We start from the raw sequence: 19740 nt of genomic DNA on the forward strand, positions 1-19740 counted from the left end.
TTTCTCCTATGCCGTCCCCTTTCGTCGGGCATCGACGCCGCAGCCATGGCAGAAAAATGCCCGGCCGCTTGCGCCGGCCCGGCATCGCAGAAACACCCTGGCGCCTCGCCTCCCGTTTCGCGCCGAGCCCGGCAAAGGAAAAACTTTTCCTGCCACGCCACCCCTTTTGAGTGGGCCTGCCTTTCATGCCGGGGAGAAACACATAATTCTTATAGACAATCACGCCGGGGGACATTCATGGCAGCCGAAAGTGCGAAGATCGTTGATTTCCAGGCCTATCGCGACGCACGCCGCAAGGCCTCCGCGCCGTCTCTTCCAGCGCAGGCCGCAATACAGCCGACCGGCATGCAGCCGATGATGATGTGGGTTCCTGTCTGGACGTTCTTCCCGGTCGTCGCGAGCCCGTGGGCCTATGCGCGGTGAAGTCGCCGTGCTCGACCGGGAAACTGCACCGGCGCCGTCGGACGCGATCTGCATCCGGACCGGCCAGCACCTGCGCCGGCTGAGAACGCAGCGCGGCTATTCGCTCGACCGGCTCGCCAAGGTTTCCGGCGTCAGCCGGGCCATGCTGGGGCAGATCGAAACGGGCAAGAGCAGCCCGACGCTCAGCATCCTCGCCAAGATCGCCGCGGCCCTCGACGTCACCTGCGGCTCTCTGATCATCGAGGCGGAAGAGCCGGCGACGGTGCTGCTCACCCGCTCGGCCTCCAAGACCCTGTCGTCGAGCGACGGGAAATTCGAGACCCGCGCACTCTTTCCTTATGACGGTGACCGCACCGTGGAATTCTACGAATTGCGGCTGGCGCCGCACCATGCCGAGCGGGCCGAGGCCCACCGCAACGGCACCGTGGAAAACCTCGTCGTCGCGCAAGGCACGGTCGAAGTGATCGTCGGCAAGCAGCCCTATATTCTCGGTGAAGGCGACGCCCTCGTCTTCGAGGCGGACGTGCCGCACGTCTACCGCAACATGACCGGCAGCCCCGCGACCGTCTATCTCGTCTCGACATACCGGGACGTCATCCACATATGAGGGGCCTCCCCAAGGAAGGCCCGGCCCATATGAAAAGGCCTCCCGAAGGGGAGGCCTTATAGCTTTGCGGTGCGATGCGCCTCAGGCGGCCATCGAGCAGCACATCATCATGCCGCCGCACATCATCATCGTCGGCATGCCGCCGTTCATCATGGCCATCATGCGCTTGCAGCATTCCATGAACATCGCCGGGTCCATGCCGTCCATCGGCTTCATCTCGCAGACCATGCCGGCGTCGGTCATCTTGCAGGACATCGTGCTCATCATCATCGGCATGGGCATCGGCATCATCATGGGCATGCCGCCCATCATCGGCATCATGCCGTTCATCATCATCGGCGACATCATCGGCTGGCCCATGCCACCCATCATGGCGTTCATCATCGGCATCATGTTCATCGCAGTGTTCATCAAGGTCTCCCGGCCCGCGGCCCGTGTTTCGCGTTTCAATGACCGGATGGGTAATAAATGCGCGAAACACGCTCAAGGAGATAATTCTTTCCAAGAATCTTTCCTCCAATGGAACGAACGCCCCATCCGCTGCGAATGCAAAACCGTTCGATATCACGGAAAATCCTCCGTTATCTGAGAGACGGGAAAGCTCCGGAAAAGCAGGAGCGGCGCGCGATACGCCCGCCGGGGCCTGGGAGGCACCGGATGCGTGGGCGATCTTTCCTCCAGACGAGCCGAAAATAGCGCGCTTTTCCTTTAATCTATAATTTTTATAGAGAATCATGGATTAAAATGGAGAACGCCATGTCGATACCGAGGCTCGTCAGCATAACAGGCAGCTACAACAGACCGTCGAAAACCCAGGCGCTTACCGGGCACATCGCCTCGCTGATCCAGGCCCGCTACGCGGTGGAGACATCGTCCTACGACCTCAATGACGTCGGCCCTTCGCTCGGCCGCGCGCTCTGGCGCAAGGACCTCGACCATCAGGCCCGGCAAGTCGTCGCCGATATCGTCGCGGCAGACCTGCTGCTGGTCGGCTCGCCTACGTACAAGGGCTCCTATCCCGGTCTCTTCAAGCACCTATTCGACCTGATCGACCCTCTCGAACTGCGCGGGAAACCCGTCATCCTCACGGCGACCGGCGGCGGCGACCGGCATGCGCTGGTGGTCGAGCATCAGCTGCGTCCCCTCTTCGGCTTCTTCAGCGCCCGGACACTCCCGACGGCGATCTATGCATCCGATGTCGATTTCAAGGACCACAGGGTTGCATCGGCCCGCCTTGCGGCGCGCTTCGACGACCTCCTGTCGGATCTGTCCGGCCTTCTTCCGGCTGTCGACAAGGATGTCCATCATGCGGCGTGACATCGGCCGCGGGCCGGTCTTGAGGCCTTCAAGCGAACTGGGCTGGTTTTTCGTCGGGGTGGCGGCAGCCGTGGCGCTCGTTGCCGCCGCCCTGTGGCTCAGCGTGTCTGTGCGGCCCCTGGGCTTTTCCTGAAGCCCGAAAGACAACGCGCCTTCGCCAGAACGACAAAGGAAGGACAGGCATGGACATCCGCAAGATCAACGAGGACTACTCGGTTTCACCGCAGATCGAGGCTGAAGATGTCGACATCGTCAGCCTGCTGGGGTTCCGCTCCATCGTCTGCCACCGGCCCGACCGGGAGCAAGCCGACCAGCCCGCATTCTCGTCGATTGCCGGCCGCGCGGCCCAGCTCGGGATCGAGGTCCGGCATATCCCCGTGCTTTCCACGGGACTGACGGACGAGGCCGTGGGCAGCATGGTCCAGGCGCTGGACGATCTTCCCCGGCCGATCCTGGCTTATTGCCGTTCCGGCGCCCGTTCGACGAAGATCTACGAACAGGCGCTGCTGCCCCGCTGATCCGCGCACCTGTCGCGCCCTCTCGGGACTGGCCTGACCCGGCCGGCGGCCGGGCCGGCGTCTTTCTAGCGCGTGCGAGACTCCGCGGCTTTGCTGCTCGCGGCTTCCGCAAGCCAAGCCCCGAGGGCGTCGGCTGCCGCGTGAGCCTGAACGACGATCTGCGGCACGAGGTCGATATCCGGCAGGCTTCCAAGACCCAGCGGCCCCATCGCGAAGAGCCCCTCGAATGCCCCCGTTTGCGAAAAGACCCGGCCGTCACCGTCGACGAGGATGCCGAGGTCGAGCTCGTCCCGCCGCGCAAGCTGCGCCGACAGGAGCGAGCGGAAGAGCGGGGAATCGAGATCGGTCGGGCGGACACGACAATCGATCGTCCGGTCCGCCGGCAGAACCTGCAGTCCCCCCGCGCCCGAGAGCAGCACGCCATTGGTCGCGATGCGCTCGACCTTGCCCTTGCGCACCGTGATTGCCCCGCTGTCGATTGCCCGGCGCAGCCGCTCATAGTGGCCGAGCGGAAGACGGTTGCGGTGGCTGTCGTAGATCGGCTTGACATGGCGCTTGAAGCGGCGCCGCTCCTCCGGCGTCAGGCCCTGCCAGAGCTCGCGGGCGCGCAGGCGGAAATCGTTCATGATGCCCTGCCAGCCAGTCCCCTCCAGTGCCGCCCGGTTCGCGGCCTCGCGCAGATGGCGGAAGGCGCCGCGGAGCGTGTTCGGGAACGGACGATCGGACGACACGGCGCCGACGGCCGACGGCGCATGCGGCTGCGGCAGGAAACCGGACGCGGAAATGAGCGTGACATGGGACGCCTCCCCTGCCGCAAGCAGGCGCAGCGCACGGTCGACGGCATGAACGCCGCCGCCGATGACCTGCACCTCCCTTGCGCCGGTCGGGCCGGCATTGCCTTCGGCGATTTCGCGCAGGCCATAGCCCGTCGCCAGGAAGACGGCATCGAAGCGCGCCTGATCGCCCTCGCCCGAAAGAACGGAAAGACCGCCCCGCGGGTGGCGCCCGATGGCCGCGACACTCTCGGCACGCACCTGAACCATCACATCGGCCCGTTCGCGCAGCGCTTCGGAGAAACGCTGATAGGCATAGGCGCTGAACACCTCCCCGGGCACGAAGGCATGATCGACATTGCCGGACACCGCCTGGTCGCGGTCACGCCAGTCGTCATTGGCCTCCAGCCAATGACGAAAATCGTCGCGGGCCGCCGGATCGACCGAGAGATCGCGGACGCGGCTGTTCAGGAGCCCGGACGCCGGGCGGCCGATGCTCTCCCCGCCGTCGATTTTTGGATAGGGGTCGAACATCACGAGATGGAACGGCCTGTGGACGGCCTTCAAGAGCGCGATCGCCGTCATGAGGCCGGTGAAGCCACGACCGATGATGGCGATCCGTGCAAGGGTATCGGCGTCCTGCGATTGCGGAAGGAGTTGGGCGGGCGCAAGCGTCATCGATGGGTTCCTTTCCTGCACGGCGTGAGGCGGTTTCCAGGAACTCGTCCTGTCCGACGAGTGGGTGACACGGCATTCTCTACTAAAACAATAGAATACTTCCCGTAAAATCAAGCCCTCCCGAGCGCGCCCGCGCTCACCCAGCGGCAGGGGTGCCACGGGACAGCACGCCGCCGGTCCGAGCCGGATCTTCATCCGCGCGCAGATTCCGGGGATCAGCGAGTGTAATGAATCGCTCGGGCTTGCGCCCGCCTGACAGCAGGGCGCCTCGCCGGGCCACCCAATCGGCGTCAGGCTTTACAGCGCCCTCTCGATGTCGAACCCCTAGTAATGGACGGACAAAGAATCGATCGGAGCGACTTTCGGCGGAGCGAACTTTGTCAGGTCTATTCCGTCGACGGCAGCCCGGTACTCTTCCATGCTCGGCGTGCGTCCGAGGATCGCCGACAACACCACGACCGGGGTCGAGGCCAGCAGCGATTCACCCTTCTTCTCGGTGGTGTCTTCCACGACGCGGCCCTGGAACAGGCGGGTCGAGGTCGCCAGGACGGTATCGCCCTTCTCCGCCTTTTCCTGGTTGCCCATGCACAGGTTGCAGCCCGGACGCTCGAGATAGAGGATGTTCTCGTATTCGGTCCGCGCTTTGCTCTTCGGCATCAGGTCGTCGAACTCGAAGCCCGAATACTTCTGCAGGATTTCCCAATCCCCTTCGGCCTTCAGTTCGTCGATGATGTTGTAGGTCGGGGCGGCGACGACGAGCGGCGCCTTGAACTCGACCTTGCCCTCGGCCTTCTCGATGTTCTTCAGCATCTGCGCGACGATCTTCATGTCGCCCTTGTGCACCATGCACGAGCCCACGAAGCCCAGGTCGACCTTCTTGGCGCCGCCGTAATAGGACACCGGACGGATCGTGTCGTGGGTGTAACGCTTGGACACATCGGCATTGTTCACGTCGGGATCGGCAATCATCGGCTCGTCGATCACGTCCAGATCGACGACGACTTCGGCGAAGTATTTCGCATTGTCGTCGGGCGCGAGCGCAGGCTTTTCGCCCGAGCGGATCTCGGCGATGCGCCTGTCCGCCTTGGCGATCAAGCCGTGCAGGGTCCGTGCCGCGTTTTCCATGCCCTTGTCGATCATGATCTGGATGCGCGACTTGGCGATTTCCAGCGACTCGATCAACGTCTCGTCCTGCGAGATGCAGATCGACGCCTTGGCCTTCATCTCGGCCGTCCAGTCGGTGAAGGTGAAGGCCTGGTCGGCCAGAAGCGTGCCGATATGGACCTCGATCACCCGGCCCTGGAACACGTTGTCCCCACACTGCTTGAGCATCTGCGACTGGGTCGCATGCACCACGTCGCGGAAGTCCATATAGGGCTTCATCGTTCCCTTGAAGGTCACCTTGACCGACTGCGGGATCGGCATGGTCGCCTCGCCGGTGGCCAGCGCCAGCGCCACGGTGCCCGAATCGGCGCCGAAGGCCACGCCCTTGGACATGCGGGTGTGGCTGTCGCCGCCGATGATGATCGCCCAGTCATCCACGGTGATGTCGTTCAGCACCTTGTGGATCACGTCCGTCATCGAATGATAGACGCCCTTCGGGTCGCGGGCGGTGATCAGGCCGAAGTTGTTCATGAAGGCCATGAGTTTCGGAATGTTCGCCTGCGCCTTCTTGTCCCAGACGGATGCCGTGTGACAACCCGACTGGTAGGCGCCGTCCACGAGCGGCGAGATGACGGTGGCCGCCATCGCCTCGAGTTCCTGCGCGGTCATCAGGCCGGTGGTGTCCTGCGAGCCGACGATGTTCACCTTGACCCGCACATCCGAGCCCGCGTGCAGCACCTTGCCCGGCGTCACGCCGACGGCGTTGCGGTTGAAGATCTTCTCGACCGCGGTCAGGCCCTGGCCCTCGACGGTGATTTCCTTGTTCGGGGCGAAGACCGGGGTCGGCTCGACCCCGAGCGTCTGGGCGGCAAAGGTCTGGAGTTTCTTGCCGAAGACGATGGCATAGGAGCTGCCGGCCTTCATGAACTCCATCTTCTGGGGCGTGAAGGCGGCGGCGACGTCGACCAGCTCCTTGCCGTTCTCGTCGCGGAGCTTCTTGTTCTTCGTGTCGATCTTCAGGACTGTCCCGGTCTCGACCGAGAATTGCTGCTCGAGGACCGGGTTGCCGTCGTTGTTGAGGATCGGCTTGCCGTCCTCGCCGGTCTTCCTGGTCCAGTTCTTCAGGTTGATTCCGATGCCGCCGGTCACGTCCACGGTGGTCGCGAAGATCGGCGAGATGCCGTTGGTGCCCGCGACGACCGGCGCGTAATTGACGAAGGGCACATAGGGGCTGGCCTGCTTGCCGGTCCAGAGCGCCACATTGTTCACGCCGGACATCCGCGACGAGCCCACGCCCATCGTGCCCTTCTCGGCGATCATCATCACGCGCTTGTCCGGGTGCTGCTTCTTCAGCGCCACGATTTCCTGCTGCGCCTCGGGCGTGATCATGCACTGGCCGTGCAGCTCGCGGTCCGAGCGCGAATGCGCCTGGTTGCCGGGCGACAGCAGGTCGGTCGAAATATCGCCTTCGGCGGCGATGAAGGTCACGACCTTGATCTCGTCCTCGACAGCCGGGAGCTTGGTGAAGAATTCGGCCTTGGCATAGCTCTCCAGAACGCCCTTCGCGATGGCATTGCCCGCCTTGAAGGCATCGCGCAGCCGGAACATGTCGGCATCGTAGAGGAAGACCTGCGTCTTCAGCACCTCGCCGGCCTGCCCGGCGATCGCGGCGTCATCGCCAAGCGCGATGTCGAGCAGCACGTCGATCGAAGGGCCGCCTTTCATATGCGACAACAGTTCGAGGGCGAATTCGGGGGTGATCTCCGGGACGATCGTTTCGCCGAGGATGATCTTCTTCAGGAACGCGGCCTTGACGCCAGCCGCACTGGTCGTGCCCGGCAGCGTATTGTAGATGAAGAAATTCAGGGCATCGGCCCGATGCTCGTTACCGGCATCCTGGATGATTGCAATGATTTCGCCGGTCAATCCGCCGTCGTCGATCGGCTTGGGGGCGAGCCCTTGCGCTTCTCTGCTTTTGATCTCAGCCAGGTAATCCAGGTAAAGGTTCATCGCTATCCCACGTCATGAACTGCATGGCGCGGAAACGTAGCGCCACCGAGCGGTTTGTTGCTTGGCCCACAGGGCTCTGTGGGTTTCGAGTACGTCAACCAGGACCGCGTGACAAGATACCGCATTTCATTAAAAAGTGGTGTTTCGAAATCAACTTTAATCAGCTAAAGAAGGCCTCCGCGTGCCGCTCGGACTGGATTTATGGAAACCATCAATTTTACCCCGCTTGGCTTTTCCGATCTGACCAGTGATGAAGCATTCGTCGTTTCGGTTTTCCGGCACTGGCAATCTTGCGGCTCGACATGCAAGGAGGCCGAAGGCAGCCTGACCGAAATGCTGAAGAATGACCGCCTGCATGAGGGCCTCCTGTCGCTGTTTGACCTTTTTGGAACGCTTCCGGACCAGAATAGGCGACGAACAAAAAATGACAGTTCCGTTCTGACCTCGGTTGAGGAGGCGCTGCTCGACGAGATCGGCTCGCTCGACACCATGCCAAGAGGATGCGTCAAAGCGTTCCAGCAGGTTCTGGAAGAAGCAGGCACGACAATTCGTCCTGCATCGGAGATCCCTCGGTCCGGTTACGATCACCTTGCGGAGGCGGTTGACCGGAAAACCGCGAAGGTATTCGACGTGCTTTACCCTGGATTCTCGGGGTCGCTCAGTTACCAAAGCTGATTTCCGGTCATTGTCGTTACGCGCTGATCTCTGCCGTTATTCTCCCAAAACGCTCGGCGAAGGCGATCGACACGCCGTGTGCCTTCGAGCGGATTGCCAAATCCTCGATCATCCTCGCTGCCAGCCCTTCCGGGGCAGGGACCGGAACGATCCGTTCGTGATAATTGTCAGCGTCCAGATTCTCGCCGCCGATGACGACAGGATGAAGGTCGATCGACCGGAGCCTCGCGTCGGCATCAAAACGGCATGTCGCCACCACGCTTTTCCAGACATCCGGTGCGCTCCATACGACCTCCCCCTCATCGAGATGGAAGAGAAAATTACCGAGCCCGAAGAAGATCGGCGCGCGGCGATAGATTTCGATGGGCTGCAGGACCGGCGCGCCATGACTGACGAACATCCCCGCGCCGGCATCGATACAAGCCCGTGCGAACGCCTGAACCCAGGAAGGCACCTCCCGCCAGTTCGGCTCCCAATGATGATGGTGGAGGTAGGCGATGACGAAGGCGCCTTCCGCGGCAGCGTGGCGGATCGCCGACAGATGACGCTGCAGGCTCGCCTCGTCCACCAGGATCCGGCGCCGGTTCTCCGGGGCGCGGCAAAAGACCGTTCCGTAAAAATCGATCTCATCGGCCGATTGCAGGTCCGGCGGATCGTGCGGCTGGGCGTAGTTGCCCCGTTCCATCGGACTGCTCTGGAAGATGTCCTGAATGCCGGAGAGGCTCGCGAATACCGCGGGCTCGACCGCAAAACGCCTCGACACGTCGAGCCCATTCACGCCCGGCCTTGCAGGACGCCGGTCCGTCGCGTCGGCCGCATACATGGTCGCCGGGCCGGGGCCGGCGTCCATGGCAACGAGCGCCACCCGCCTTGTGCCGAAGGTTTTCATTCCCGGCCGGCCCGCGTCTGTGGCATCGACACCGATACCGGCGTGAAGGAACCCCCTCTCCGCCACTTCCTCCAGCGTCGACAGAACGCCCGGAGGGCCGAGGTCGAAGGCGTGGTTGTTGGAGAGCGCCAGGGTGTTGAAGCCGATGTCCTTCAGCGCATCCAGCACAAACGGCGCCGAACATCCGAAATAGGACCCCTTCATCGGCCACCCGCCATGCCGGCCGAACACCGTCGTCTCGAAATTCGTAAAAGCGATATCGGCCTGCTTGATCAGTGCCTTGATTGCGGCAAATCCATCGTCCCGGACCTGCCGGACATCATGATGAATGAGAGATTGCCCGGTGACGGCGAGCGTGAACGGTGAAGACATGGCGATGTACCTTGGAGAAGAATTCAGGAGGAGGCGGCCCGAGGGCCGCCGATAGTCGCAGGGGGACAGTCAGTTCGCGAGCTGCGGAGCAATATCCACGCCGAACCACTTTTGGCTGATCTTCCCGAGCGCGCCGTCCCGGGTGCTCGCTTCGATGGCCTTGTCGAAGGCCTCGGCAAGATCGGCATCCTCCTTGCGAAGACCGACACCGACGCCGGGGCCCCAGGTGCCTCCCGAAAGTTCAGGGCCGAAGAATTCCACCGCCTTGCCCTCCGGCGTGTCGAGGAACTGCTTCCAGACCAGGCGATCGCCGAGGCCGCCGTCGATACGCTCCGATGTCAGGTCGAGCTTCAGGTTTTCCTGGCTGTCATAGCTGCGCACCTCCGCAATGTCGCCGAAGAGTTCCTGCACGACCGCCTCCGAGTTGGAGGAGCGAAGGACACCGAGGGTCCTGCCCTTCAGGCTTTCCCTCAGCTTGTCGATGGTCTCCTTCTTCGCCGCGTCGATATCCGTGAGGTTCAGCTTCGCCTCGATATCCCCGGGCGGCAGGCCGAGCGCCCGGCGCATGACGATCTGGTTCGGCGCCACCGCATAGGGAACGGAGAAGGCGATTGATTTCTTGCGCTTTTCGGTGATCGACATGCCGGCCATGATCGCATCGTACTTCTTCACCAGAAGGCCGGGGATGATGCCGTCCCAGTCCTGCGCGACGAAGGTGCATTGCAGCTTCATCCGGGTGCAGAGCTCGTTGCCGACGTCGATGTCGAAACCGACGAGCGCGCCGTTCTCGTCGATATAGTCCCACGGCGGCGAGGCGCCTTCCGAGGCGATGGTGATGGCCGTGCGCTCCGCGCCATGGGCAAGGCCGGCAGCCAGCAGGAGCGCCGCGAGGGCGCAGGTCAGTTGTCGTTTCATGTCATTCCCCTTCTTCTTGGTTCGGTTTCGATCGTGGTGCGGCGTCTATCCGCCGCAGGCTCTCCCTGAGGCCGCAGCCGACGCCTGTTTCATCGGTGTTCCAGGCTTCGGCGAGTTGCGGCAGCGTGATGCGGTCCGCACCGGAAGAGCCGAGCAGGACCGCCTCATCCCCGAGCACCGCTTCGGGAATATCCGTGACGTCGATGCGAAGATGTTCGAGATGGACGGGCGGCACGACGGGCGCACGCCGCCCCCGGACGAGCACCGAGGCCGAGGAGCCGAGGTCTCGCGGCACCCCGTGCCCCCAGCCGATCCCCAGCACGGCAAGGCGCATCGCCGGGTGGTAGCCCGGCAGGCCCGGCGGCCTTCCCATGCTGTCGTGGCACGTCTTGAGCGCCACGATGCGCGCCTTGATCGCCGACAGGGCCGGCCGGATTGAGAGGGTCCGACGCCCGGCCCCGGAACGGGCCAATCCGAAGAGGAGGGCACCGGGATCGACCGCGTCCATGTCGAATTCCGGGTGCTGAAGCAGGCTTTCGCTGCTTGAAACCATGACGGTTGCGGGAAGCCGCCCCTCCGCCTTCAGCGCGTCAAGAAGCGGCGTCAGGCGTGCGACCTGCGCCGGCGCAGAAGACCCGGCGTCGCCGAACTCACTGAGATGGGCATAAAGGCCGTCAACGGCGAGATTGCTTTGCGAGGCGCACAGTTTCACCAAGCGCCGGAGGCTGGCGGGCACCACGCCGGCGCGCCAAAAGCCGAGATCCACCTTCACGAAAACCTTGAGCGGCACGCCGGTCGCAAGCCAGCCCTTCAGGTCCTCCTCGCCGGAAACTGAAATCGTCAGGTCGAGGTCCCTGATAAGGTCGACGGCATCCGGACCGATGCCCGGATACATGAGGATCGGCGTTCCGGGCGCCGCCCGCCGCACGGCGATCGCATCGGCGATGGACACGACGCCGAAGGCATCGGTGCCGGCCGCGGACAGGAGAGAGGCTACCTTCCCCGCCCCGCATCCATAGGCGTCCTGCTTCAGGCAGGCGAAGATCTTTGTCCCGGGACCGATCGCCGCCCGTATGGCGCGGTAGTTGGAAACAATCGCCGACGGATCGATCTCGCGCCACGCGCTCTCCCGGAGCGGCAGCAGGTCTTGACGGGCGTTACTGTTCATGGGGCACCTGCCGCAGGATGACCCGGCGCGGATTTCTCCTTGCCTGGGGCGCCGCGTTCAACCGGGCCTCCAGCACGTTGAAGAAACCGGTCAGGAGGAAGGTCAGGCCGAGATAGAGCACGCCCGCGGCGATGAAGATCTCGTAGGGTGCGAAGGTCTCCGACACCAGTTTTCGCGAAAGGCCGGTGATCTCCAGCAAGGTCACGGTGCTGGCGAGCGACGTCGCCTTCACCAGGCTGATGACCTCGTTGGCATAGGACGGAAGCACGCTTCTGAAGGCGATCGGAAAGATGATCCGGCGCTTGATCTGCAACGGCGACATGCCGACCGCCTGCGCCGCCTCGATCATGCCGGTCGCCACGGCCTGGATCCCGCCGCGAAAGATCTCCGTCGTGTAGGCGGCGCCGTTCAGGGAGAACGCCAGCAGGCAGCACCAGAAGGGATCGCGCAGCAGGACCCAGAGCACGCTCGAGCGAATGGCGCCGACCTGACCGAGGCCGTAATAGATGATGAAAAGCTGGACGAGCAGCGGCGTGCCGCGAAACACGTATGTATAGGCGAGCACTGGTAGGGAAAGCCACTTGCGCGGCGACGCCCGCATGAAGGCAAGGGGCACGGCGAGGACGAAACCCGCCAGGAGCGATGCGAATGTCAGGAGAAGCGTCAGCGGAATGCCGCCGGTAAGCGTGACCGTGCTGGTGAGGAGGAGCATGATATCCATGGCGCGGCACCTCACCGCCCGGGAACGGCGAAACGCCGTTCGAGGAGATTGAAGATCACCAGCGCCAGGCTGGTCAGCGCGAGATAGAGCGCCGATGCCGCGAGATAGAATGTCAGCGGCGCCCGCAGCGACCCCGCGCCGATGGCGGCGACCCGCATGATATCGGTCAGCCCGACGATCGAGATCAGCGACGTTTCCTTGACAAGGGAGATCCACTGGTTCGCAAGCGCCGGCAGGGCGATGCGCAGCATTTGCGGAAGGATGACGAGCAGCCAGGTCTGCCAGGGATGCAGCCCGAGCGAGCGGGCCGCCTCGATCTGCCCTGCCGGTATGCTGAGCACCGCCCCTCGGAAGATTTCCGCCGTATAGGCGCCGAAGACGACGGTGAGGGAAACGACCCCGGCGAGGAACGCGTTGACCTCGACATAACGTCCGAAGAAGGCGCTGATGGCGACAGTTCCGCCGAAATAGATCAGCAGGATGATGATGAGTTCGGGCACGCCCCGAATGATCGTCGTGTAGAAGCCGACCGCGGCGCTTACCGCCCTCCACCGCGACAGCCGCCCCGCCGCAGCAAGCAATCCGAGCGCCATGCCGAGCGCGCCGCTGACAAGCGCCAGCAGTACCGTCGTCTTCAGTCCGTTGACGAACTGCACCACGAAACCGTCCATGCGCGAGGTCCTCCTATCGATGGGAAGCGAGAAAGCCGCGAAGACGGCCTGAGACGGGAGAGGAGAAGAATTCCTGCGGCGGGCTTTCCTCTTCGATCAGCCCGCCGTGCATGAAGGCGGCCCGCGTCGAGACCTCGCGCGCGAAAGCAAGTTCGTGGGTGACGATCACCATGGTCCGCCCCTCCCCGGCAAGCGCCGCCATGACACGCAGCACTTCGCCCACCAGTTCCGGGTCCAGCGCCGAGGTCGGCTCGTCGAAAAGCAGCACCTGCGGCTCCATCGCCAGCGCCCGGGCGATCGCCACGCGCTGCTGCTGGCCGCCGGACAAATGGCGCGGATAGGCATCCGCCTTGTCCGAGAGCCCTACCTTGGCGAGGTAGTGGCGGCCGAGCTCGGCGGCGGCGCCGCGCCGGATCCCCTTGACGAGAACCGGCCCCTCCGTGACGTTCTCGAGCGCCGTCTTGTGCGGCCAGAGATTGAAGTTCTGGAAAACCATGCCCATGGAAGCCCGCACCCTTCGGACCTGCCGGTGATCGAGGATGCCGGCAGGTCCGCCGTGCGGCGATGCGGCGCGGATCGCCAGCTTCTCGCCGTGCACCCAGATGTCTCCGCGATCGGGAATGGTCAGGAGATTGAGGCACCTGAGCAGCGTGCTCTTGCCCGAACCGCTGCTGCCGAGGATCGAGAGGATCTCGCCGGGACGGACGATAAGCTCGACACCCCGCAGGACATCGTTGCCGCCGAGCCGCTTTTCGATCCGCTCGGCGCGGATACCGGGTTCCGCGGCCGGTTCACCGACGCCGAATGCAGGATACGACAAAGCCTTTGCTGCGCGCATGAAGCGGCACCACCCTTTCGCTTTCGATTTTCGATGTAGCGGAACCCCTTGTGTTCCGTCGGCGCCGGCTGTCCGTCACGGCGGCGTTACGGACATAGAATTGCCTGTCGCGCCCATAGGGTCAATTTATAAGCAGGATTATTTTTAGATAAGCCTGGCTTATATGAAGAAGAGCCATCCGGCTCGGAGGTGGCGGCTCCACGCGAGAGGGTATAAGTTGGTCTTTGCATTTGCAGAGCTACGAACCGCGCACGCAGGAACGCACCATCATGGTCGAAATCGCAGGGACGGGCGTCACGCTTCGCCAGCTTCAGATTCTGCGCGAGGTCGTCAGGACCGGTTCCGAGAGGGCGGCGGCAAAGGCCCTCGACATCACCCAACCCGCCGTCAGCCAGCAGATCAAGCAGCTGGAAACCCTGCTCGGCGTACAGCTGTTCATGCGCGACAAGGGGCGGCTCGTTCCAACGGCGCAGACGATGACCCTCTTTCGCGACGCCGATGCGACCTTCGTGCAGATGGAAAGGATCGCCCGGACCGTCTCCTCGCTGAAGGGCATCGACAGCGACACGATCGGCATCGCCGCGCCGCACGTCTTCTCGCTCCGGCTACTTCCCGATGCCATCCGCATGCTGCGGTCGCGCCAGCCGGTCGCGGCGGTCCACATCAAATCCGGCACCTACCGGGAGGTGACGGACCATGTGCTCGAAGGGCGGGCGGATCTCGGACTTGGCCGCCTGCCGCTCGACGAAAACGTCTTCGACTGGCGCCCGATGACGACGGCGACCAATGTATGCATCTTCCATCCGGAGCACCGGTTTGCCCGGAAGGACTTGATCCGGCCGGAGGATCTGGTCGGCGAGCCGCTTGCGGATATCGAACCGCAGATGCAATCCCACCTCATGAGCGAGAATGCCATTCGCTACATGGGAGCGGAGCCGCACCTCGCCATCCAGGTGGATGTCATCGGCCAGGAGGTCAGTTTCGTCGCCGCCGGCCTCGGCATTTCAAGCAGCAATACCTTCGCCGCCCGGCAGGCTGCGTGCTTCAACGTCGAGATCCGCCCCTTCGAGCCAAGCGCGCTCTATCACTACGTCGTGTTCTGGCAGAAAGGCCGATATCTGGGCCCCATGTTGCAGGAAGCCGTGAACGTACTCGTCGCGTGCGCGCAAGACACCGATCTGCCAGCGGGCGCAAAAGCACCCGATGGCTAGGGATCTTGAAGGACGCCAGCCGGCGGCCCGGCACGCGAATGTCCGTCGGCGCCCTCCTCCTGCTTCTTCACAAAACTTAATATGACGCGTGGATGGGAGAAACACGCGGACATCATCTTCTCCTTGTCGCGGCGATGAGAGGCCGTGCAAGACGAGGAGAAGCAACATGGAAGACAGCAGCAAGAAAGGCCGCCTGCGCAAGTATCTGGTAGGCGGGATGACCGCGGTTCTGGCGCTCGGCGCGCTCGCAGTCACCGGCGTGGTTCAGGCGAACGGCTTTCGCGGCCATGGATTCGGCGGCCCCTTCGGCGGCTTCGGCCTGGAACGCGCGCTGAAATCGGTGGACACGACCAAAGAGCAGCGCCAGAGAATCTGGGCCATCGTCGATGCCGCCCGGACGGAAATCCGCCCCATGATCAGCGATCTGGACGATAGGCGTGACCGCCTGGCCGCCCTCGTGAGGGCCGAGACGCTGGACCGCGCCGCGATCGAAACCCTGCGGAAGGAAGCCCTTGCCACCGCGGACGCCGTCTCGGCCCGGGCGCTCGAGGCCTTCATCCAGGCAGCCGAGGTCCTGACGCCCGAACAGCGGACGGAACTGCTGGAGAAGCGCCGCTCTTTCGGTCCCGGCTTCAGGCCGGGCCGTGAATGAAGGCGCGTGGTTCGGCCGGGGCGGCCACGCCCCGGCTCCCCGACCCGATATCCAATCAGGAGTTCCGATCATGATGAAGAGCAGCGCAGATCGCTACGGCAGCGTTGCCGTGACAATCCACTGGCTCAGCGCCGCCGCGATTCTCGTCCTCCTGGGAACCGGCTTTCGAGCCGCCGCCTCGAGCGATCCGGCGATGTTCCTGCGCGTGCATGTGCCGCTCGGCATCGCCACCCTTGCGCTGACGATCCTGCGCGTGGCGTGGTGGCTGGTCTTCGACCGCAAGCCGGCGCCCATGGCAAATACGCCGCCCTGGCAGGAACGTCTGGCGCGAGGGGTTCATGCCGCCTTCTATATCGTCCTCTTCGGCATGTTCGGCAGCGGCATCGCGCTGATGGCGATGAGCGGGGCCGGAGCCATCCTGTTCGGCGGGACCGGGTCGTTGCCGGATTTCGCGGCCTATGCGCCGCGCGGCCCGCACGGGATCGGCGCGATGGCTCTTATCGGCCTCCTGGTTGCCCATGTCGGGGCCGCGCTCTATCACGCCTTCGTCCGGCGTGAGGCGATCTTCACGCGTTTGTGGTATGGCAAGGACAGCGCGGTGCGCTGAGGAACGGGCATGGCGGAACATCTCCTGATCATCGACGACGACACGAGGCTTTCCGCCATGCTGAACGACTACCTGTCCGCCAATGGCTATCGGGTGCGATCGGCGCCCACGGCCACGGCGGGACTGGCCGATCTCAGCCGCAGCCCTGCCGAAGCGGTGATCCTCGACGTCATGCTGCCCGACCTCGACGGCTTCGAGGTGCTGAAGCGCATCCGCGCCGGATCGGACGTCCCGGTCCTGATGCTGACCGCCAGGGGAGACGAGACCGATCGCATCGTCGGGCTCGAGATCGGCGCCGACGACTATCTGCCCAAACCCTTCAGCCCCCGCGAGCTGCTGGCCCGGCTGCGCGCAATCCTGCGCCGCCGCGGCGCCTCTCCGGTGGCGGGCATCCTTCGCTTCGGGCGGCTGGAGATCGACCCCGGCTCCCGCAGCGCGCGGCTCGACGGGCAGGTCTGCGACATGACCGGCCACCAGTTCGACATCCTTCTGGCCCTTGCCGAAAGCGCCGGGCGGATTCTCACGCGCGAGCAGTTGCTTGATCGCGTGAAGGGGATCGAAGCCGATGCGTTCGACCGGTCGGTCGATGTCCATGTCTCCCGTATCCGGGCGGCGATCGAGGACGATCCCCGGCACCCTCGCCGCATCGTCACCGTGCGCGGCGCGGGCTATGTCTTCGCACGACGCCAGGACGACAAGGACTGACATGCGCGGGCGGCTGTTTCTCAAGATCTATCTGACGGTTCTGGCCGGCATCGCGATCCTCGCGATTGCGGGGATCGTCATGGTGGCGCTGTTCGTGGATCGCGAGGATCGCGGCTGGGTCAACCAGCGTGCCGAGCTGCTGGCAGCCATGCTGTCCGGTCCCGAGGAGCCGCAGGCCGTGCTGAACCGCATCGGCCCGGCAAGCCATGCGGAGATCGAACTGCGCGATGCGGCGGGAACCCTCGTCGCGGCCTATCAGCCCGCCGAACGGGATGGCATCACCACCTTCGCTCCCGTCACCGTTGCGGTGCGGGACGGCGGAACATTGACCGCGCGTTTCACCCTGCCGTTCCGGCCGCGCGGCAATCCGTTGCTGCTTCTGGCGCTCGTTGCCGGCTTGACGGCGCTCGCGGCCTGGCCGGTCGTGCGCAACCTTACGCGCCGGCTGGAGCGTCTGCGCCACGGTGTCGAGAGCTGGGGAAAGGGCAACCTGTCCCTGCGCGTCGCCGTCGAGGGGCGCGACGAGGTCGCGAGCGTCGCCGACAGTTTCAACCGGGCCGCTGCGCAGGTCGAGGCGCTGGTCAATTCGAACCGTTCGCTCCTGGCCAATGCCAGCCACGAGTTGCGCTCCCCGCTTGCCCGCCTGCGCATGGCCGTGCATCTCCATGAGGACAACCCCACACAGACGCAGCGCGAGGAGATCGCGCGGAACCTGGGCGAACTGGACGACCTTGTCGGCGAAATCCTGCTTTCCAGCCGGCTGACCCATGGCGAGCGGACCGAAGCGTTCCAGCCGCTCGACCTTCTGGCGCTTGCCGCGGAAGAGGCCGCGCGGGCGGGGCTGGACGCCTCCGGAACGCCGGCGGAGGTCGTGGGCGATGCGCGGCTCCTGTCCCGGGCGATCCGCAACCTGATACAGAACGCGGTTCGTCATGGCGCGGCGCCCATCACGATCAGCGTCAGGTCCACGGGCGCCATGACCGAACCGTCGGTCCGCGACCATGGTGCCGGTATCCCTACGGGAGAAGGCGAACGTGTCTTCGAACCCTTTTACCGCCCGGGCGGCCACGGCGAGGCTGCCGGAGGATGGGGCCTCGGCCTTTCCCTCGTGCGCCAGATCGCACAGCTGCATGGAGGAACGGTGCTGCACGACCCGCCCAGGGATGGAGGCACACGGTTTATACTGCGGCTGCCACGATTGGATACGCCCTGAGCCCCGCGGCCGCCATACATGCATGCTGAGCAGAACGCTATCGGGCGCGCGGCAAGGCAGCCCCGCACAATGTCAGGACGAGCAGAGAACAGGGCGTCTCTGCCTCCATAGGGTTGAAGTTTCGAGGAGCGTAGCGACCTGGAAAAGCGTGGCCTCGCCGAAGGGTCGGCCGCCGATCTGCACGGAGAGCGGCAGGCCTTTCGGCCCAAACCCCATGCAGACCGCGATGGCAGGATAGCCGGTCAAATTCCAAGGCAATGCAAAACTCGGCTTTTCAAGGCCGTCCCAGAAGGGGACGTCCTCGATGAGCGGCGCCTCGGAAGCCGAAGCTGCGGTTATGAGGACATCGACCGTTTCCATAGCCCGTGCGAACTCGTTACACAATTCGCGCCTGCGCCGTTGCGCCTGGATGTAGTCGTTGCTTGTCATGAAGGATGCCAGCAGCAACCTGTGCCGTAGACGCTCACCGAAATCGCGGAAGCGGCTCCTCAGCGTCTGCTCGTGATATGCGGCGGCCTCCGCGTTCATTATCACGCGGTTTGCCGAGGAATATTCCGCCAGGGACGACAGCTTGACATCGGAAACGACAGCGCCGCCGTCCCGCAGGATCTCGATGGCCTGCGATACCGCGACTGCCGTCTCCTCGCTGACGGGATTGTCTCTTTCATGGAAGTGAGCGACAACGCCAACTTTCAAACCCCGCAGGCTCTTGCCGATCTCACCTGAAAAATCGGGAACGGGAACGTCGGCGCTCGCCCGATCCGAGGGGTCGAAGCCGGCCATCTCCTGAAGCAGGAGGGCACAATCCTGCGCCGTCCACGCCATGGGCCCGATGTGGTCGAGCGTATGGGCAAGGGGAATCACGCCGGATCGGCTGCAGCGGCCGAATGTGGGCTTGATGCCGGAAACACCGCACATGGCGGCCGGTCCCCTGATGGAGCCGCCGGTATCGGTGGCGGTCCCGCCAAGAGCCATGCCGCAAGCCACCGCCGCGGCCGTTCCACTGCTCGAGCCAGAGGTGAAGTAATCGGGATTCCAGGGGTTCCGGGCGGGAGGCCAGGGTAAATCGAACGAAGGCCCGGCAAGAGCGAATTCCAGCGTGGCGAGCTTGCCGAGCATGACGGTCCCCGCGTCCGCCAGGCGGCGCACAACGGTGGCATCGGACGAAGGAACATTATCCTGCAAGATCCGGGAATGCGCAGACGTCAGAATTCCCGCCGTTTCAAAAAGATCCTTGTGGGCGATGGGAATGCCGTCCAGCGGCGTTCGCCTCCGGTCCTTCATCATCCGCTCTTCAGCCGCCCGGGCATCGGCAAGCGCTCGTTCGCCCGTCACCGTGATGAACGCTGCGAGCGTCGGATTGAGAGCTTCGATCCGATCGAGGCATTCGCGGGTAAGCTCGACAGGCGACACTGTTTTTGCGGCAAGCTTCCTGCCCGCTTCAGCGATCGTCAACGGGCTCATTCGACGGGTTCCGGCTGAAAGCCGACGGCAAGGCCGGTCGTGAGGTCCGACGGCCGGCGGAGCGAGGCGATCATGCCTTGAAGCTTGAGATAACCATCAAACAGCAGCTCAAGGTCGACGTCGTCATGAGGCAGTCCACTCCGACGGACAAGGACGATGAAATCTTCAAAAGTTGTCTCAGCCATAACACGCCCTTCGAGAGGCCCCTT

Annotated in this window: 21 protein-coding genes; 11 read left to right on the top strand and 10 right to left on the bottom strand. The window is 64.1% G+C overall.

Annotation, left to right across the window (positions count from 1 at the left end; all coding sequences use genetic code 11):
- The first annotated feature begins 237 nt into the window (after nt 1-237).
- The 5 genes from AABQ55_RS23440 (at nt 238) to AABQ55_RS23460 (ending at nt 2865) form a co-directional block, all read left to right on the top strand.
- The gene (locus AABQ55_RS23440) at nt 238-423 is read left to right on the top strand and encodes a hypothetical protein (protein ID WP_272807775.1); all 186 of its coding nucleotides are present in this window, start codon (nt 238-240) and stop codon (nt 421-423) included.
- Nucleotides 413-1030, top strand: a complete 618-nt coding sequence (locus tag AABQ55_RS23445) for a helix-turn-helix domain-containing protein (protein ID WP_272807774.1) — start codon at nt 413-415, stop codon at nt 1028-1030. The genes AABQ55_RS23440 and AABQ55_RS23445 overlap by 11 nt, the downstream gene beginning before the upstream one ends.
- A gap of 109 nt (nt 1031-1139) precedes the next feature.
- Nucleotides 1140-1619 (top strand): hypothetical protein, encoded by a 480-nt coding sequence (locus tag AABQ55_RS23450; protein ID WP_272807773.1) that lies wholly within the window; start codon nt 1140-1142, stop codon nt 1617-1619.
- 167 nt (nt 1620-1786) lie between these two features.
- Nucleotides 1787-2347 (top strand): FMN reductase, encoded by a 561-nt coding sequence (gene msuE, locus AABQ55_RS23455; RefSeq protein ID WP_272807772.1) that lies wholly within the window; start codon nt 1787-1789, stop codon nt 2345-2347.
- A 182-nt stretch (nt 2348-2529) separates the two neighbouring features.
- Nucleotides 2530-2865, top strand: a complete 336-nt coding sequence (locus tag AABQ55_RS23460; RefSeq protein WP_272807771.1) for a TIGR01244 family sulfur transferase — start codon at nt 2530-2532, stop codon at nt 2863-2865.
- Nucleotides 2866-2930: 65 nt separating this feature from the next.
- Here AABQ55_RS23460 and AABQ55_RS23465 read toward each other — a convergent pair whose 3' ends face one another.
- On the bottom strand, nt 2931-4316 hold the full coding sequence (locus AABQ55_RS23465; protein WP_272807770.1) for an FAD/NAD(P)-binding protein: 1386 nt from the start codon (nt 4314-4316) through the stop codon (nt 2931-2933).
- Nucleotides 4317-4640: 324 nt separating this feature from the next.
- Entirely contained in the window at nt 4641-7430 is a 2790-nt protein-coding gene (locus tag AABQ55_RS23470) for a bifunctional aconitate hydratase 2/2-methylisocitrate dehydratase (protein WP_272807769.1), read from the bottom strand.
- 201 nt (nt 7431-7631) lie between these two features.
- Between AABQ55_RS23470 and AABQ55_RS23475 the strand changes: the two genes are divergently transcribed.
- Nucleotides 7632-8105 (top strand): hypothetical protein, encoded by a 474-nt coding sequence (locus AABQ55_RS23475; RefSeq protein WP_272807768.1) that lies wholly within the window; start codon nt 7632-7634, stop codon nt 8103-8105.
- Nucleotides 8106-8121: 16 nt separating this feature from the next.
- On the opposite strand, the gene AABQ55_RS23480 is transcribed toward AABQ55_RS23475, so the two are convergent.
- The 6 genes from AABQ55_RS23480 to AABQ55_RS23505 all read right to left on the bottom strand — a co-directional run bounded on the left by AABQ55_RS23480 (nt 8122) and on the right by AABQ55_RS23505 (nt 13679).
- Nucleotides 8122-9366, bottom strand: a complete 1245-nt coding sequence (locus AABQ55_RS23480) for a CapA family protein (RefSeq protein WP_272807767.1) — start codon at nt 9364-9366, stop codon at nt 8122-8124.
- A gap of 69 nt (nt 9367-9435) precedes the next feature.
- Complete coding sequence (locus tag AABQ55_RS23485; protein ID WP_272807766.1) at nt 9436-10281, bottom strand: transporter substrate-binding domain-containing protein; 846 nt, start codon at nt 10279-10281, stop codon at nt 9436-9438.
- Between the two features lies 1 nt (nt 10282).
- The gene (gene alr / locus AABQ55_RS23490) at nt 10283-11449 is read right to left on the bottom strand and encodes an alanine racemase (protein WP_272807765.1); all 1167 of its coding nucleotides are present in this window, start codon (nt 11447-11449) and stop codon (nt 10283-10285) included.
- Nucleotides 11439-12170, bottom strand: coding sequence for an ABC transporter permease (locus AABQ55_RS23495; RefSeq protein WP_272807764.1), 732 nt, complete (start codon nt 12168-12170; stop codon nt 11439-11441). The genes alr and AABQ55_RS23495 overlap by 11 nt, the downstream gene beginning before the upstream one ends.
- An 11-nt stretch (nt 12171-12181) precedes the next feature.
- Nucleotides 12182-12841, bottom strand: coding sequence for an ABC transporter permease (locus AABQ55_RS23500; RefSeq protein ID WP_244766407.1), 660 nt, complete (start codon nt 12839-12841; stop codon nt 12182-12184).
- Between the two features lie 13 nt (nt 12842-12854).
- Complete coding sequence (locus tag AABQ55_RS23505) at nt 12855-13679, bottom strand: amino acid ABC transporter ATP-binding protein (protein WP_443021173.1); 825 nt, start codon at nt 13677-13679, stop codon at nt 12855-12857.
- 269 nt (nt 13680-13948) lie between these two features.
- On the opposite strand from AABQ55_RS23505, the gene AABQ55_RS23510 reads away from it, so the two are divergent.
- From AABQ55_RS23510 to AABQ55_RS23530, 5 genes are all read left to right on the top strand, one after another.
- Nucleotides 13949-14890 (top strand): LysR family transcriptional regulator, encoded by a 942-nt coding sequence (locus AABQ55_RS23510; RefSeq protein WP_244766406.1) that lies wholly within the window; start codon nt 13949-13951, stop codon nt 14888-14890.
- 166 nt (nt 14891-15056) lie between these two features.
- Entirely contained in the window at nt 15057-15542 is a 486-nt protein-coding gene (locus AABQ55_RS23515; protein WP_272807762.1) for a Spy/CpxP family protein refolding chaperone, read from the top strand.
- 70 nt (nt 15543-15612) lie between these two features.
- On the top strand, nt 15613-16149 hold the full coding sequence (locus tag AABQ55_RS23520) for a cytochrome b (RefSeq protein ID WP_272807761.1): 537 nt from the start codon (nt 15613-15615) through the stop codon (nt 16147-16149).
- A gap of 9 nt (nt 16150-16158) precedes the next feature.
- Nucleotides 16159-16854, top strand: coding sequence for a response regulator (locus AABQ55_RS23525; protein ID WP_272807760.1), 696 nt, complete (start codon nt 16159-16161; stop codon nt 16852-16854).
- Nucleotide 16855: 1 nt separating this feature from the next.
- The gene (locus tag AABQ55_RS23530; protein ID WP_272807759.1) at nt 16856-18067 is read left to right on the top strand and encodes a HAMP domain-containing sensor histidine kinase; all 1212 of its coding nucleotides are present in this window, start codon (nt 16856-16858) and stop codon (nt 18065-18067) included.
- A 72-nt stretch (nt 18068-18139) separates the two neighbouring features.
- Here AABQ55_RS23530 and AABQ55_RS23535 read toward each other — a convergent pair whose 3' ends face one another.
- Together AABQ55_RS23535 and AABQ55_RS23540 are read right to left on the bottom strand one after the other, a co-directional pair.
- Nucleotides 18140-19531, bottom strand: coding sequence for an amidase (locus AABQ55_RS23535; protein WP_272807758.1), 1392 nt, complete (start codon nt 19529-19531; stop codon nt 18140-18142).
- On the bottom strand, nt 19528-19716 hold the full coding sequence (locus AABQ55_RS23540) for a hypothetical protein (RefSeq protein WP_244766400.1): 189 nt from the start codon (nt 19714-19716) through the stop codon (nt 19528-19530). Before AABQ55_RS23540 ends, AABQ55_RS23535 begins: the two co-directional genes overlap by 4 nt.
- Between the last annotated feature and the right edge of the window lie 24 nt (nt 19717-19740).

The sequence above is a fragment of the Shinella sp. WSD5-1 genome (genome assembly GCF_963942435.1).
Lineage (GTDB): Bacteria > Pseudomonadota > Alphaproteobacteria > Rhizobiales > Rhizobiaceae > Shinella > Shinella yambaruensis.